Source organism: Chitinophaga sp. SVR4-12A (assembly GCF_056754765.1).
The window spans coordinates 6,022,742-6,037,353 of the sequence record NZ_JBPGWP010000001.1 but is presented as its reverse complement, the minus strand read 5'-3'; the positions used below and the strand labels follow the sequence as shown (position 1 = coordinate 6,037,353).

The 14,612-nt window shown below is 50.3% G+C and carries 15 protein-coding genes; 7 read left to right on the top strand and 8 right to left on the bottom strand.

What is annotated here, in order from left to right:
* Positions 1–4: 4 nt before the first annotated feature.
* The 4 genes from ACR9Y8_RS24580 to hemH all read right to left on the bottom strand — a co-directional run bounded on the left by ACR9Y8_RS24580 (position 5) and on the right by hemH (position 4,016).
* Positions 5–313 (bottom strand): NAD(P) transhydrogenase subunit alpha part 2, encoded by a 309-nt coding sequence (locus tag ACR9Y8_RS24580; protein WP_481215900.1) that lies wholly within the window; start codon positions 311–313, stop codon positions 5–7.
* A gap of 9 nt (positions 314–322) precedes the next feature.
* Positions 323–1,465, bottom strand: a complete 1,143-nt coding sequence (locus tag ACR9Y8_RS24575; RefSeq protein WP_481215899.1) for a Re/Si-specific NAD(P)(+) transhydrogenase subunit alpha — start codon at positions 1,463–1,465, stop codon at positions 323–325.
* Between the two features lie 156 nt (positions 1,466–1,621).
* Positions 1,622–2,968: a protoporphyrinogen oxidase gene (hemG, locus tag ACR9Y8_RS24570; protein ID WP_481215898.1), complete on the bottom strand. Its 1,347-nt coding sequence runs from the start codon at positions 2,966–2,968 to the stop codon at positions 1,622–1,624.
* 10 nt (positions 2,969–2,978) lie between these two features.
* A complete protein-coding gene (gene hemH / locus ACR9Y8_RS24565) occupies positions 2,979–4,016 on the bottom strand; it encodes a ferrochelatase (RefSeq protein WP_481215897.1) in 1,038 nt (345 codons plus the stop codon).
* 224 nt (positions 4,017–4,240) lie between these two features.
* On the opposite strand from hemH, the gene hemA reads away from it, so the two are divergent.
* The 7 genes from hemA to hemL are packed head-to-tail and all read left to right on the top strand — an operon-like array spanning position 4,241 to position 11,415.
* Positions 4,241–5,494, top strand: coding sequence for a glutamyl-tRNA reductase (gene hemA / locus ACR9Y8_RS24560; RefSeq protein WP_481215896.1), 1,254 nt, complete (start codon positions 4,241–4,243; stop codon positions 5,492–5,494).
* 3 nt (positions 5,495–5,497) lie between these two features.
* Positions 5,498–6,418 (top strand): hydroxymethylbilane synthase, encoded by a 921-nt coding sequence (gene hemC, locus ACR9Y8_RS24555; protein ID WP_481215895.1) that lies wholly within the window; start codon positions 5,498–5,500, stop codon positions 6,416–6,418.
* The gene (locus ACR9Y8_RS24550; RefSeq protein ID WP_481215894.1) at positions 6,408–7,148 is read left to right on the top strand and encodes a uroporphyrinogen-III synthase; all 741 of its coding nucleotides are present in this window, start codon (positions 6,408–6,410) and stop codon (positions 7,146–7,148) included. Before hemC ends, ACR9Y8_RS24550 begins: the two co-directional genes overlap by 11 nt.
* The gene (gene hemE / locus ACR9Y8_RS24545) at positions 7,145–8,170 is read left to right on the top strand and encodes a uroporphyrinogen decarboxylase (protein ID WP_481215893.1); all 1,026 of its coding nucleotides are present in this window, start codon (positions 7,145–7,147) and stop codon (positions 8,168–8,170) included. Before ACR9Y8_RS24550 ends, hemE begins: the two co-directional genes overlap by 4 nt.
* A gap of 5 nt (positions 8,171–8,175) precedes the next feature.
* Positions 8,176–9,087, top strand: a complete 912-nt coding sequence (gene hemF, locus ACR9Y8_RS24540; RefSeq protein ID WP_481215892.1) for an oxygen-dependent coproporphyrinogen oxidase — start codon at positions 8,176–8,178, stop codon at positions 9,085–9,087.
* Between the two features lie 40 nt (positions 9,088–9,127).
* Entirely contained in the window at positions 9,128–10,096 is a 969-nt protein-coding gene (gene hemB, locus ACR9Y8_RS24535) for a porphobilinogen synthase (protein WP_481215891.1), read from the top strand.
* A gap of 26 nt (positions 10,097–10,122) precedes the next feature.
* Entirely contained in the window at positions 10,123–11,415 is a 1,293-nt protein-coding gene (hemL, locus tag ACR9Y8_RS24530; protein WP_481215890.1) for a glutamate-1-semialdehyde 2,1-aminomutase, read from the top strand.
* 74 nt (positions 11,416–11,489) lie between these two features.
* Here hemL and ACR9Y8_RS24525 read toward each other — a convergent pair whose 3' ends face one another.
* The 4 genes from ACR9Y8_RS24525 to ACR9Y8_RS24510 are packed head-to-tail and all read right to left on the bottom strand — an operon-like array spanning position 11,490 to position 14,521.
* Entirely contained in the window at positions 11,490–12,065 is a 576-nt protein-coding gene (locus tag ACR9Y8_RS24525) for a FecR family protein (protein WP_481215889.1), read from the bottom strand.
* 57 nt (positions 12,066–12,122) lie between these two features.
* Positions 12,123–12,908: a carboxylesterase family protein gene (locus ACR9Y8_RS24520; RefSeq protein ID WP_481215888.1), complete on the bottom strand. Its 786-nt coding sequence runs from the start codon at positions 12,906–12,908 to the stop codon at positions 12,123–12,125.
* A gap of 54 nt (positions 12,909–12,962) precedes the next feature.
* Positions 12,963–13,760, bottom strand: a complete 798-nt coding sequence (locus tag ACR9Y8_RS24515) for an O-methyltransferase (RefSeq protein ID WP_481215887.1) — start codon at positions 13,758–13,760, stop codon at positions 12,963–12,965.
* A gap of 23 nt (positions 13,761–13,783) precedes the next feature.
* Positions 13,784–14,521: a glycosyltransferase family 2 protein gene (locus ACR9Y8_RS24510; RefSeq protein ID WP_481215886.1), complete on the bottom strand. Its 738-nt coding sequence runs from the start codon at positions 14,519–14,521 to the stop codon at positions 13,784–13,786.
* Positions 14,522–14,612 lie beyond the last annotated feature (91 nt).

The following is a 14,612-nucleotide window of genomic DNA, read 5'->3' as shown; positions in this document are numbered from 1 at the left end:
GTACTTATCTTGATTTCCTGGATTTGAACATTTCCAGCATCCTGTCTGTCACCACAAAGCCGCCTACTACATTCAGCGTACCCAATATCACGGCCAGGAAGCCCAGGATGAGCGCCAGGTAATTCTCTGCATCGGCCTCTCCCATCACAATGATAGCGCCGATGATCACCACGCCGTGAATGGCATTGGCGCCGCTCATCAAAGGCGTATGCAGTACGGAAGGCACCCGGGATATGACTTCGATGCCCAGGAATATGGAAAGGATCACGATGTAGATCAGCTCAATATGCTGTTGTACAAAGGAGAGGATCATAGTATGGTATTAAGAATTAATAATGGTAGAAGATGTGCGGAGGGCTTTCACTCTTTCGTTCACGATGGCTCCGTTGTGTGTGATACAGCCGCCCTGCACAATATCATCCTGGAAGTCTGGCGACAGCTGTCCGCCGTGGATCACCAGCTGCAGGAAATTATACAGGTTGCGGGCATATAGCTTACTGGCATCTGAAGGCATCGTTGCCGCCAGGTTGGAGTTACCGATAATGGTGACTCCTTTGTGGTGTATGGTGCTGTTATCTTTTGTCAGTTCAGTGTTTCCGCCGGTAGCGGCTGCAAGGTCTATTATTACCGCACCCGTGCGCATCCGCTCCAGCATGGTGGTGGTGACCAGCACCGGCGCCTTTTTGCCCGGGATCTGCGCAGTAGTGATCACAATATCTGCTTTGGCAATGCTTTCCGCTATTTTCTCTTCCTGCTTACGTTTATACGCGTCAGTTTGTTCCACTGCATAACCGCCGGCTTTACTGGCGTCTGCAGCGCCATCCACTTCTACGAAGCGCGCGCCTAAGCTCATCACTTCTTCTTTAACAGCCGGTCGGGTATCAAATACCTCTACCACAGCGCCTAAGCGCCGGGCGGTAGCAATTGCCTGCAAACCGGCCACGCCTGCACCCAGTACCAGCACTTTGGCGGGCGCTATACTGCCTGCTGCAGTCATGAACATGGGAAAATAACGGCCATAGGTGTACGCTGCGAGCAATACCGCCTTATATCCGGCTATATTGGCCTGGGAGCTGAGCACATCCATACTCTGGGCCCGGGTGGTGCGGGGAATACTGTCAAGACTGAAAAGGGTGAGTTTACGCGCGGCTGCCTCCTCCATGAGGGCCGCGTTATATAAGGGCTGGTAAATACCTGCCAGTGTTTTACCATTGGGGATGGCATTCCAGGTAGCGGCGTCAGGCAACTGTATCGCCAGGATCAGGTCTGCCTGCTGCAGGATCTCTGCTGCCGGCTTTATCAGCGCGCCGGCGGCCGCATAGGCCTCATCGGGGTAGAAAGCGGCAGCGCCTGCATTGGGTTCCACCCACACGGTGACAGATTGCTGGACGAGCTGTTTTACGACTTCCGGTACCAAAGACACCCGCTGTTCGCCTGTTTTTTCTTTGAGGACTCCTGCAATCATCTGGTGGAATTTTATAATGGAATTTAAAGAAAAAACGGCAAGAATTGAATAGAAGGGGAATAAATTATTTCAGCTATTAGCATTTGGCTATTAGCTGTTAGCTATGGAAGAGCTGAAAAATTGATCCTGGTCGCGGCGATCGCCAATAGCCAAAAGCTACATGCCAATAGCTATTTTCTCTGCCAGTCCGCCTGCATGTTGCAGGATAGCCGGCACTGCCACTCCGCTCATGTAATTGCCGCTGATGAAAATACCGGGGAAACGTTCTTCGAAAGCCTGCACGGCTGAACGTACCTGGCGGTGACCGATGTTGAGCTGCGGAATGGCTTTCTCCCAGCGGCTGAAGTGCTGCATGAGGGGTGGCCGGTTCAATTGCAGTAATGTTCCCAGCTCGCTGAGGATCTTTTGTTGCAGGGCTTCGTCGCTCATTTCGTCGAAGTAATGTTCCTGTTGCACGCCACCGGTGAACACTGTGAACAATGCTTTACCCTGCGGCGCCCTGGAGGGAAAGATCTCGGAATTGCAGATGGCGCCCAGGAAATGCAAACCGGCAGCCTTAGGCACCAGGAAACCAAAACCTTCGGGCATATGCTGTACGGCATCCCGCTCAAAGCCCAGGTGCAATACGCCCATACGCGGATAGATGATGCCGTTCAACAACTGAGCGAGGGCCGGATCCAATCCCTGTAAAATGGCTGCTGTAGCGTAGGCGGGCGTGGTAAACACCAAACGCGCCGCCTGGATCATTTCCGTTTGCCCATTCACATTATACTGCACATTATAACCCGCGGCGCTACGTTCCACCCCGGTGATGCGGCTATTAAACCGTATCGGTGTTGTTAACAGCGACTGTAAATGTTTTATCAGCCTGCTGTTACCGCCTTTAAACGCGACGATCTTACGGCCTCCCATGGCAGCTTTATTCTTGAAAAGGCCTTTGGTTACGCTGCCGTATTCCTTCTCCCAGCGGGGGAGAAAAGGCAATACTTCCTGTATGGACAGGCGTGCAGGGTCTCCTGCATAAATGCCTGAAAGGATCGGATCAAACAGGTAATCGCATATTTCGCGGTTAAAGCGGCGCTGTATGAAACTAGCCACCGACTCTTCTTCTGCAGCTGGCTGTGCGGCCCTGAAACGCTCTGTGAACAAACGCCACTTGGCGGCGCCGCTGAGATAGGGGGAAGATAATATTTTAGCAGGATTGGGAGAGATAGGATGCAGGCGGTTGCCACGCACCAGGAAACGGTTCCTGCTGGCGGCGGATGCTTCCATCATTTCGGGCTCCAGGCCGATCTCCCTTATAAATGCAATGGTGGCAGGTGTGGCGCCTATTGAGTTAGGGCCTGCATCCAGCTCGAAACCATCTTTCACAAAAGAATGTACTACTCCGCCGGGCTCATGGCCGGCTTCCAATATCACATAAGGAATACTCCGTTTTTGCAGTTCGTAAGCAAGGCTTAAGCCGGCGATACCTCCGCCGGCAATAAGGGTGATATTGTTCATGAGGATATTTTTAGCCTTTAGCAGCCAGTTGGCTACACCATTTCACCACTGCCTGTACCCAAAGCGGGTGCACATTAAGACAAGGGATCATGGTAAAGCTGTCTCCGCCGTTGCTGATAAAGGTATGTTTTCCTTCTACCGCTATTTCTTCCAGTGTTTCCAGGCAATCTGATACAAAAGCGGGACATGCTACCAGCAGTTTCTTTTTACCCTGTTTGGGCAGCTCTTCGAACTGTTCTGCCGTGTAGGGCTTTAACCATTCTTCACGGCCCAGCCTTGACTGGAACGAAACACTCCATTTATCGGCCGGCAGGCCCAGTTTAGCGGCCACCAGCTCTGAAGTGATATATACCTGATGACGGTAGCAAAATTCATGCGCAGCTGATTTTGCATGGCAGCAATCATTGATCTGCAGGCAGTGTTTACCGGTAACGTCGCCCTTTCGTATGTGCCTTACCGGTACTCCGTGATAGCTGAACAACACATGATCATAATCCTGCTGCAGGTAAGGGCGCATACTTTCCGCCACTGCTTCAATATAATCAGGCGCATCATAATACGCCGGTATGACCGTTAATTTGAAAGGGTAGTTCTTTTTCTGATGGACCTGTTTTGCATACTCCGCTGCCGTTTCATAAGAAGACATGGCGTAATGCGGGTATAAGGGCAGCAGTATCACTTCTTTCAGCTGAGGGTTTTGCTGCAGCAGTTTATCATAGGCTGCTGCCGGAGAAGGGTTGCCATAGCGCATGGCAATCTCTACCGGTAATTGCAGATCATGTTGCACCGCTTTTTGCAACTGTTTGGTCAACACGATCAGCGGAGATCCTTCTTCCCACCAGATAGAACGGTATGCTTCGGCGGATTTGGGCGCACGTTTGGGTACGATGATACGTGTTACCAGCAACCATCGTAATAAATATGGATAATCTATCACCCGTTTGTCCATCAGGAATTCATTCAGATAGCGCTGCACGTCGGGAACCGCTGTGGAATCGGGCGATCCCAGGTTCATCAACACTATCCCTACATCAGATCTAGCTTCCATTATTCAGAAATTGTTGCAAAAGTAACGGTTCTATTTCGTCAATCTTTTATAAAATGTCATACAATTGTTAGAATCACAATATAGAAGAACTGATAAAAATCATCTTTTTTGTGACCATTGTCTTAGCTGTGTCATAAACGCCACAAATGACATACTAATGACAGCCTGAGGCCTTTGTTTGCCTGTATGCAAGTATTTTTGCAGCCGGAAGCTTATACTCTACAATGCAGGTCACCTATTCAAAAGATATTACCAATTTTCACAGTATTGGTATCAACTACAAAAAGACGGATGCTGCTATCAGGGGGTTATTTGCTCTGAATCAGGAGCAATATCAACACCTGCTGGAGCAGGCGAAGGCGACGCAACTGGATGACCTTTTCGTACTTTCTACCTGTAACAGAACAGAGATCTACGGTTTTGCTCCAAGTGCGCAACAGCTCATGGAGCTGATCTGCCATGAAACCAACGGGGATTGCAATCTTTTTGCACAACTGGCTTACATCCGCTCCGGAGAAGATGCCGTGAAACACTTGTATCAGGTGGGCACAGGGCTGGACTCACAGATACTGGGCGACTATGAGATCATAGGGCAGCTCAGAACGGCCTCCCGCTTTGCTAAATCAAACGGCTGCCTGGGCGGCTTCCTGGAAAGGCTGGTGAACAGCGTGCTCCAGGTGTCCAAGTTGGTCAAGAATGAGACCGGATTAAGCGCCGGCACCGTATCTGTAGCCTTTGCAGCGGTACGGCTCCTGGAAAAGAAAGTACCGGATATTCAACATAAAAAGATCGTACTGCTGGGCGTTGGAAAGATAGGGCGTAACACCTGCAAGAATATGATGGAGTACCTGGGCGTAAAAGATATTACCCTCATTAACCGTACTGCATCCGTGGCGGAAGAATTTGCAGGCCTGCACGGATTAAAGTTTGCGCCGTACGAGGAGCTGATCCCTACCATGCAGGCGGCCGATGTGATACTGGTGGCCTCCAATGCGCCACAGCCTACCGTTCTGGCTTCTCATCTGAAAAACAGTGGCCCTAAACTGGTCATTGACCTTTCTATACCTTTTAACGTGGAACCGGCTGTATGTGCGCTGCCGCAGATCGAGCTGGTGAACGTAGACCAGCTGTCCAAAGTACAGGATGAGACCCTGCAAATGCGACTGAAAGAGGTGCCCAAGGCCCTCTCCCTCATCGAAGAGCACATGGCGGAATTCCTGTACTGGTACAAAATGCGTAAACATGCCGTTGTATTGAAGGCAGTGAAAGATAAGCTGCACGAAATCCATACCCGCGAGATACAGCAGCAGAAGAACGGCGCTCATTACGACCTGGAGGATATTGAGGAAGTCTCTTCCCGCATTATACAGAAAATGATCAACCTGATGGCAGGTAAAGTACGCAAGGAAACCGACAAAAGCGATCTGTACATAGCCATGATCAACGACATTTTTGAGACAGGCATTAACCAGGATTAATTCATGCAAAAAGAAATCAGGATAGGCACCCGGGAAAGCCAGCTGGCCTTATGGCAGGCTAACCTGGTAAAAGATTTGCTTACCCAACAGGGCTATGACGCCAGGCTGGTGCTGATAAAAAGCGAAGGCGATATAGATTTGGTGACACCGCTGTACGAAATAGGCGTACAGGGCATTTTCACCAAGACGCTGGATGCTGCCCTGCTGAACGGCCGTATTGATATTGCCGTTCACTCTCTTAAAGACGTTCCTACTCAACTACCAAAAAATATTGTACAGGCGGCCGTGCTGGAAAGAGGTCCCGTGAGAGACCTGCTTGTATATAAGCAGGACACCGCCTTCCTGGAACAGCCCAATGGCGTGGCCCATGTAGCTACCAGCAGCCTGCGGCGCAAAGCCCAATGGCTGCGCAGGTTTCCGCAACACCAGATCCATAACCTGCGGGGCAATGTGAACACCCGCTTACAGAAGCTGGCAGCCGAGCCCTGGGATGCTGCTATTTTTGCAGCAGCCGGACTGGAAAGGATCCACCTGCGCCCCGAAAGATCTGTAGAACTGGACTGGATGCTGCCTGCCCCTGCCCAGGGCGCCGTGGTAGCCGTATGCCGGGAAGATGACGCTTTTTGCCGGGAAGCCTGTGCCCCCCTTCACCATGCCATTACTGCACTCTGCACTCATATAGAAAGAGATTTTCTGCGTACCCTGCTGGGCGGTTGCACCACTCCCATAAGCGCATATGCGTATATCAGGGATAACACCCTGTTCTTTTCAGGAGAGCTTAGCAGCCTGGATGGGCAGACCTTCCTGGAAGCAGCCAAACAGGCACCACCGGACCAGGCAACAGACCTGGGCAGGAAAGCTGCGGAAGAGGTGTTGTCCAAAGGCGGAGCTAAAATTGTAGCGGAGATCAAAAATGCCAAATGAACGCCCACGCATATTATGTACCAGGCCGCTGTCTGAGCACCTCCTGCAGGAAGCAGCAGCACAAGGACTGGACATCAGTGTACAGGCCTTCACAGATATACAGCCCCTGGTAACGAAAGAACTATGGGCCACTATACAGCCATTACTATCCCGGAATATCATAGCCGTGTTCACCAGCGCCCATGCGGTTAGAACGCTGGAACAGCATTACCTGCCGCAGGCAGGCCCTTATGATGCTGTAGGCGGCCACTGGCAGGTATGCTGCCTGGAAGCAGCTACCTTACAAGCCATCCAGGAAGCATTGCCAGCCAGCCCGGTGAAGGCTACCGCGGCCAATGCTACCGCACTGGCCAATGCCATACTGAAGCTGGTAGATGTGAGGGATGTTTATTTCTTCTGCGGGCGGCAGCGCCGGGAAGAATTACCATCCATACTTAGCACACACGGTGTAAGGGTACACGAGATCGTGTTGTATGAAAATGTGCCTACGCCCGTGATTACAGGGGCGGATTACGATGGCATATTCTTTTTCAGTCCCAGTGCTGTGACCAGCTTTTTTTCCGCGAACAGGCTGCCGGAAACTACTGTCTGTTTTGCCATCGGCGCCACAACGGCCGACACGGTAGCAAATTTTACCGACAACAAAGTTATTATCAGCACCGCTCCGCGTGCGGAAAGCATGGTGCAAACAGCTATATTTTACTTTAACAACATTAACTGCTACGAATGAGCGCATTGAAGAACGACCTTTTGCTGAGAGCTTTACGCGGAGAATCAACAGAGCGTACACCTGTATGGATGATGCGCCAGGCGGGGCGCTACCTGCCTGATTATATTAAACTGCGGGAGCAATACTCCTTCTTTGAACGCTGCCAGAACCCTGAACTGGCCACAGAGATTACCGTTATGCCGGTAGACCAGGTGGGTGTGGACGCTGCTATCATATTTTCGGATATACTGGTTGTGCCGCAGGCCATGGGACTGGAAGTGCAGCTGATAGAAAAGACAGGCCCCTTTTTACCCGCTCCCATTAAAAGCGCTGAAGACCTGAAAAGGGTGCATGTTCCAGATGTAAAGGACACGCTGCATTATGTATTTGATGCGCTGCGCCTTACCAAACAAACCCTGGCAGGCCGTGTGCCGCTGATCGGTTTTGCAGGGGCGCCCTGGACACTGCTATGCTACATGGTGCAGGGCAAAGGCTCTAAAACGTTCGACGAAGCAAAAGGGTTCTGCTTTCAGCAACCAGCGGTAGCGCATCAGCTGCTGCAGATGCTGACAGATACCACCATCGCTTACCTGAAAGAACAGGTGGCAGCGGGCGCTGATTGTGTGCAGCTGTTCGATTCATGGGGCGGTTTACTGAGCCCGGAAGATTTTGAAGCATTCTCTTTACAATATATCCGCCAGATAGTGGCAGCGCTGAAAGACGTTTGTCCGGTGATCGTATTCGCCAAAGGCGCCTGGTTTGCCCTGGAAGAAATGGCTGCTACCGGCGCTCATGGATTGGGTATCGACTGGTGTATACAGGCGCAAAGGGCCCGGGCTTTTGCAGGCAATAATGTGACCCTTCAGGGCAATTTTGATCCGGCCAAGCTGCTGCTGCCTGTCCCCGAGATCGAAAAAGCAGTAAAGGCCATGCTGCAGAGCTTTGGGAAACAACGCTATATCGCCAACCTGGGCCATGGTATTTTACCCAATATACCGGTAGATCATGCAAAGGCATTTGTGAATACGGTAAAAAGCAATTAAGCCTTATGAGCGTAAAGGAATCATTCATATCATTCATACACGGACTGCAGGATGAGATCTGCGGGGCGCTGGAGGCAATAGACGGGAAGGCAGTCTTCAGGGAGGACCGCTGGGAGCGTCCCGGAGGCGGTGGCGGTAAAACCCGGGTAATCGCTGATGGCGCCGTATTTGAAAAAGGCGGTGTAAATACCTCTGTTGTACACGGCGCATTGCCGGAAGCGATGGCCCAGCAATTTAAAGTAAACGACAGCCAGTTTATGGCCTGTGGTATTTCATTGGTGATACATCCGCTGAACCCTTTTGTACCCACGGTGCACGCCAATTTCCGTTATTTTGAGCTGTATGATAAGGATGGCGCTTTAAAGGACAGCTGGTTTGGCGGTGGCGCCGACCTTACCCCCTACTATCTATTTGAAGAGGACGGCCAGCATTTTCATCAGGCATTTAAAAACGCCTGCGACCCATTTGGCAAAGAACTCTATCCGCTCTATAAAAAACATTGCGATGAGTATTTTGTGAATAAACACCGCAATAACGAGGCAAGGGGCATTGGCGGCATCTTCTATGATTACCTGCGGCCAGACGCCAACAGGGACGCCAATCAATTGTTTGAATTCTCCCGTGCAAATGGGCAGGCTTTCCTCGAAGCCTACCTGCCTATTGTAAAGCAGCGGAAGGAGCTTCCCTATACTTCCGCCCATAAAGATTGGCAGGAATACCGCCGGGGGCGTTACGTGGAGTTTAACCTGATCCATGACCGCGGCACCCTGTTTGGCCTGAAAACCAACGGGCGTATAGAATCCATTCTCATGAGCCTTCCGCCCCGTGCGCGCTGGGAATATGACTACCATCCTGCGCCGGGAAGCCCGGAAGCACAGCTGCTGGAGTACCTGAAACCAAGGGAATGGGCGAAGTGATGTGCGGATGATTATTAAATGAATATAAATCAATAACAAGATGTTGAGACGTAACAGAATATTGAGGACCTCTCCGGCAATACGCGCTATGGTAACAGAAACAATACTGAAGCCAAGCGATTTTATTGCCCCCCTGTTCATTACTGAAGGTGAGCAGGTGAAGGAAGAGATCTCCTCTATGCCAGGTTATTTCCGGTATTCACTGGACAATACTGTAAAAGAAGCGAAGGAACTGTGGAGCATGGGCATTAAAAGCGTATTGCTGTTCGTGAAATGTGCAGATGAACTGAAAGATAATAAAGGCACGGAAGCTGTAAATCCTGAAGGCCTGATGCAGCGCGCCATTAAAAGCATTAAACAGGCCGTGCCGGAAATGGTAGTGATGACGGATGTGGCGCTGGACCCTTACTCTTCTTACGGTCATGACGGCATTGTAAGCGGACAGGAGATCGTTAATGACGCCACAGTGGAAGTATTGGCCCGCATGAGCCTTAGCCATGCAGCAGCCGGGGCCGATTTTGTAGCGCCCAGCGATATGATGGATGGCCGTATACTGGCGATCCGTAACATACTCGAAGCAAACAATTTTGATAAAGTAGGCATTATGTCTTACAGTGCCAAATATGCATCCTGCTTTTATGGTCCCTTCCGTGATGCGCTGGATTCTGCTCCTGGCTTTGGAGACAAAAAAACCTACCAGATGGATTATGCCAATTCAAGGGAGGCTATCAAAGAAACACTGATGGATGTGGAAGAAGGCGCAGATATCGTGATGGTAAAACCAGCACTTGCATACCTGGATATTATCCGCATCATAAAGGAACGTGTAAGCTTACCTGTTAGTGCCTATCATGTGAGCGGCGAATATGCGATGATCAAAGCAGCTGCAAAAATGGGATGGCTGAATGAAGAAAAGGCGATACTGGAAACGCTTACCAGCATTAAACGTGCAGGTGCAGACCTGATCGCTACTTATTTTGCAAAAGATGCAGTAAAGCTGTTAGGATAAAACATAATTTATACGAATTTTGCACCATGTATTCGCAAAGCAAACTATTATTTGAGAAAGCGCAACAGTTTATTCCGGGCGGAGTGAACTCCCCCGTACGCGCTTTCAAAAGCGTAGGCGGTACGCCCATATTCATGAAAAGCGCACGCGGCGCTTACCTCTATGATGTAGATGGCAACCGGTATATTGATTATATCAATTCCTGGGGGCCGATGATTCTGGGGCATGCCTATGAGCCGGTAGTAAGAGCTATACAGGAGTATGCTACTTACTCTACTTCTTTTGGCGCGCCAACAGAGCTGGAAATAAAGGTAGCAGAGCTGATCGTAAGCATGGTGCCTAATATAGACCAGGTACGCATGGTAAACTCCGGTACAGAAGCCTGTATGTCTGCCCTGCGGGTGGCACGCGGCTACACCGGGCGCAACAAGTTCATCAAATTTGAAGGCAATTATCATGGCCATGCAGACGCCTTTTTGGTGAGCGCAGGCAGCGGCGTGGCTACACTGGAGATACAATCTGTACCGGGTGTTACCGCTACTGTAGCGGGAGATACTTTAACGGCGCCTTACAACAACCTGCCTGCGGTAGAGCAGCTGATAGCCGCGCATCCTGACCAGATAGCGGCCATTATAGTTGAGCCGGTTGCCGGTAATATGGGTTGTATACTGCCGCAGCCGGGGTTCCTGGAAGGTTTGCGCCAGCTGTGCGATGCCAATGGCATATTGCTCATTTTTGATGAGGTGATGACCGGTTTCAGGCTGGCACGTGGAGGAGCGCAGGAGCTTTTCAATATTAAAGCAGACCTTGTAACTTTTGGCAAGATCATTGGAGGAGGTATGCCTGTAGGCGCTTTTGCAGGATCTAAAGAGATCATGCAGTGGGTGGCGCCGGCTGGTAAAGTATACCAGGCAGGTACATTGAGCGGCAACCCTATCGCGATGATATCCGGTTATACCATGCTCAAAACACTGCAGGACAACCCGGTGATCTATAAACAGCTGGAAGAGAAAAAGGATTACCTGGTGAAAGGTTTGAAAGAAGCTTTAGGCGCGGCCGGCGTGGTGCACCAGATCAACCACATTGGTTCTATGGTGAGCGTGCACTTCGCGGAGTATCCTATCATCGATTTCAGCGCGGCATCCGGCGCTGCCAATGAGCTGTTCAAGCGATTCTTCCATGCGATGCTGGAACGTGGCGTATACCTGCCGCCGTCTGCTTTTGAAAGCTGGTTCCTCAGCAATGCGCTGACGACGGAAGATCTTGATCTTACCATACAAGCAACGAAAACAGCCATGAAGGCTGTTACAAATAGTTAACAATTCAATCCTGTGCTGAGTGGAAAGTCCCGGCCCTAAGTGCCGGGACATTTTTTTTGTAGTTAGTTGTCGGGCTAAGGAGCTGCTTCAGGTATTTTTTGTACGGCTGGTTGTCCCGAGCCGGGATATTCCAACATCTCCCCTGTTAGTAACACTATATCCTTTAGGTCTTTATTCTTGAAATGAACACTGATCTTCCCATTGTACAATACAATCGCGGTGGCAGGGCCCTGCGCTGTTATGCGAAAATGGCTCCCATCCACCATTGCATCCAGTGCTGTAGTATGTACGGTAAAAGGCTGCTGTTTAGGATGCTCCGGGCTATTGGGCGGCACAAAGAAATTTCCTCCTCCGCTCAGCCATACTTCCCGTTGGGCAGTTTTTGTAAAGTTTTTATGATACCGGAGGGTGGCACCAGGGTTCAATACGATATAGGACTGATCGGGCAGCCGTATGTTCGTGGCTTTATCAGCACCATTGCGCGAGGCGCTGATCTGTATCATATGCCTGCCAAACCACTGCCATAATGCAAATGAGAGGAGGAAGAGGATGATGGCGGCCGGCCACATCCACTGTCCGCGCCAGAGCTTACGGCGCAGGTTGCGGAAGAAGGAACCGGAATATGTTTCCAGCGTTTGATGATGATCCATAAAGGTTTCCCTTACCTTTTGCTAAGGTAAATATACATAAATCAGGAAAAGTGCTGTTTATTTATGATGGCGGAAGAGCCAGGGAAGCAGGTCCCGTTCTGCAAAGGCGCTATCCCAGCTGTTGTGCCCTACCCCTGGGTACTCGGTATATTTTACTTCCGATCCCAGTTTTTGCAGTTCAGCATAGTATGCACGGGAGAAATCGACCGGTACTGCATTGTCGTCAGATCCGTGGAAGATCCATAAAGGAACCTTGTTGGCAAAATTAGCGGCTGTTTTTACATTGCCTGCGCCGCAAATGGGGAAAGCCGCTGCAAACAGCTGCGGATAGCGGGCCAGCATGTCATATGTACCTATACCGCCCAGTGATAAACCGCCAATGTATACACGCTTAGCGTCTACTTTTCCGGAAGCCAGCAGGCTATCCAGCAGTGCCTTTACCAGGGCGCCGGGAGCGGTGGGCGGGGCATCTGTCAGGAAGTCGGCGCCGATCACTTTGCCTGAAGTATCGCGTTTCATCCGGAAGGGAGACCAGGATTTATCAGGAGGGCATTGCGGGAACAATACATAGGCCGGGAAATCATGTCGCAGCGTATCGTTCAGGAACAGCGCGCCTCCATGCAGCAGTTGCGCCGCGTTATCAGTGCCCCGTTCTCCTGAGCCATGCAGAAAAATGATCAGCGGATAGGCTTTATGGATATCGCCATTTACCGGTTTTAACAGCCGGTAACGCAGTGTGTCGCCATCCTTTATAAAGGATTCATGACTATAGGCGCTCATATCCTGGGCGTGCATGTTGAATATATTCGTGAACGTTATCGCAAGTAACAGCAGGTATCGCATTATTGTAATGTTTGTCTGAATATACAAAATAATGCGCGGACGAGGGAACTGCTGTCAGTATTTCAGCACAAAATGCTGTTTTATCTTGAACTCCGGTTTAAAGAACACCAGCCCGATAAAGAACAGATCAATGGTCATCGTTACTGAGGGGTGCTGCTGGATAGTGTGCCAGGCCTCTTCCATGCCGGGCGTCCAGTGAATATCGTCAAAGATAAAAATGGAATCGCCGTGAGACCGGGTAAGACACTGCTGAAAATAAGATAAAGTGGGTTCCTTGCGGTGGTTGCCGTCTATAAATACCCAGTCGAGCCTGGGCTGTTGCTGCAGCAGGGCTGGCAATACGTTGTCAAAATTGCCGGTGAGCTGTTTTACATTGTGTATATCCAGCACTTCAAAGTTACGGTGCGCACGGGCCGCGATATTAGGGCAGCCTTCTATGGTGATCAGCTCCGCTTCCGGCCTGGCCAGCGCCATATAGGAGGCAGACAGGCCCAGTGAAGTGCCCAGCTCCAGCAGGTATTGCGGCTGAAGATATTGCACCAGGCGGTAAAACAGCTGCCCGAATTTAGGCGGCTTGGCGGCATGGCGGGCAATATCCCTTACCCTGCGTGAGGTGCCTGCTCCGGTGAGGGAACCGGCGCCCAGGTCTGTTACCTGGATCGTCTCTTTTGTCTGTAACAGTTCCCTGCGCAAGGCCTCTACTTCCTTGAAAGCCGAGGGCTGCTTCTTATCCCGCAACACTTCTTCTATTAATGCATATACGAATGGCGAGTGTACATCGTGCCGGTTGCCTGCGGTAAAATAATAGTGCAGGTATTTTTTAGCAAATTGTGTTTGGTGTTGAAAACCCATTTTTGTTGAAAGCCCGAGGCTATTTAATATATTTTCGCTTTGATCACTCCCAGTTTATGGAGCAGATGCTGGCAGGAAACCCGCAGTACTCCCATTCCATAAATGGCGCTTCTTTTAAAATTGATGCTGGAAGCATCGTCAAAATATTTGGTAGGACAGGTTACCTCTCCGATTTCAAATCCTTTCATAAATATCTGCGACAGCATCTCATTATCGAAAATGAAATCGTCGCTGTTCTCCATATAACGGATGCCCAGCAGCACCTCCCTCGAGAAAGCCCGGTAACCTGTGTGGTATTCACTGAGCTTTTCATTGATCAGGAGGTTTTGCGAAAGCGTTAAAAAACGGTTAAATATGTACTTATACACCGGCATTCCCCCTTTCAGGGCCCCTTTGCCCAGGATGCGCGAGCCCAGCACTACGGGGTACACATCATTTGCAATAATACTGCACATGGCCGGGATCAGTTTTGGAGTGTACTGATAATCAGGGTGTACCATGACCACAATGTCGGCTCCCAGTTCCAGGGCTTTATTATAACAGCTTTTCTGATTACCACCATAGCCCTTGTTGTTGTCGTGGCGGATAATATGGTTGATACCCAGCGTTTTACCCACTTCCACCGTATCGTCCCTGCTGGCGTCGTCTACCAGCACTACTTCGTCCACTATATCAAAAGGGATTTCACGGTAGGTTTTCTCGAGTGTTAGCGCTGCGTTGTAGGCCGGTAACACCACTACAATCTTCTTGTTGTTCAGCATGAAAAGTGGCGAATTTGGCTGCAAAGATAACAGGAATCATGTCAATCCTACCTATCAAATAAAATCCTACTATCTTTGTACCTTGAAAATT

What these genes read in the sequence shown, in the direction of transcription:
- ACR9Y8_RS24580 (WP_481215900.1), bottom strand. Translation starts at nt 313, where the DNA reads ATGATCCTCTCCTTTGTACAACAGCATATTGAGCTGATCTACATCGTG.
- ACR9Y8_RS24575 (WP_481215899.1), bottom strand. Translation starts at nt 1,465, where the DNA reads ATGATTGCAGGAGTCCTCAAAGAAAAAACAGGCGAACAGCGGGTGTCT.
- hemG (WP_481215898.1), bottom strand. Translation starts at nt 2,968, where the DNA reads ATGAACAATATCACCCTTATTGCCGGCGGAGGTATCGCCGGCTTAAGC.
- hemH (WP_481215897.1), bottom strand. Translation starts at nt 4,016, where the DNA reads ATGGAAGCTAGATCTGATGTAGGGATAGTGTTGATGAACCTGGGATCG.
- hemA (WP_481215896.1), top strand. Translation starts at nt 4,241, where the DNA reads ATGCAGGTCACCTATTCAAAAGATATTACCAATTTTCACAGTATTGGT.
- hemC (WP_481215895.1), top strand. Translation starts at nt 5,498, where the DNA reads ATGCAAAAAGAAATCAGGATAGGCACCCGGGAAAGCCAGCTGGCCTTA.
- ACR9Y8_RS24550 (WP_481215894.1), top strand. Translation starts at nt 6,408, where the DNA reads ATGCCAAATGAACGCCCACGCATATTATGTACCAGGCCGCTGTCTGAG.
- hemE (WP_481215893.1), top strand. Translation starts at nt 7,145, where the DNA reads ATGAGCGCATTGAAGAACGACCTTTTGCTGAGAGCTTTACGCGGAGAA.
- hemF (WP_481215892.1), top strand. Translation starts at nt 8,176, where the DNA reads ATGAGCGTAAAGGAATCATTCATATCATTCATACACGGACTGCAGGAT.
- hemB (WP_481215891.1), top strand. Translation starts at nt 9,128, where the DNA reads ATGTTGAGACGTAACAGAATATTGAGGACCTCTCCGGCAATACGCGCT.
- hemL (WP_481215890.1), top strand. Translation starts at nt 10,123, where the DNA reads ATGTATTCGCAAAGCAAACTATTATTTGAGAAAGCGCAACAGTTTATT.
- ACR9Y8_RS24525 (WP_481215889.1), bottom strand. Translation starts at nt 12,065, where the DNA reads ATGGATCATCATCAAACGCTGGAAACATATTCCGGTTCCTTCTTCCGC.
- ACR9Y8_RS24520 (WP_481215888.1), bottom strand. Translation starts at nt 12,908, where the DNA reads ATGCGATACCTGCTGTTACTTGCGATAACGTTCACGAATATATTCAAC.
- ACR9Y8_RS24515 (WP_481215887.1), bottom strand. Translation starts at nt 13,760, where the DNA reads ATGGGTTTTCAACACCAAACACAATTTGCTAAAAAATACCTGCACTAT.
- ACR9Y8_RS24510 (WP_481215886.1), bottom strand. Translation starts at nt 14,521, where the DNA reads ATGCTGAACAACAAGAAGATTGTAGTGGTGTTACCGGCCTACAACGCA.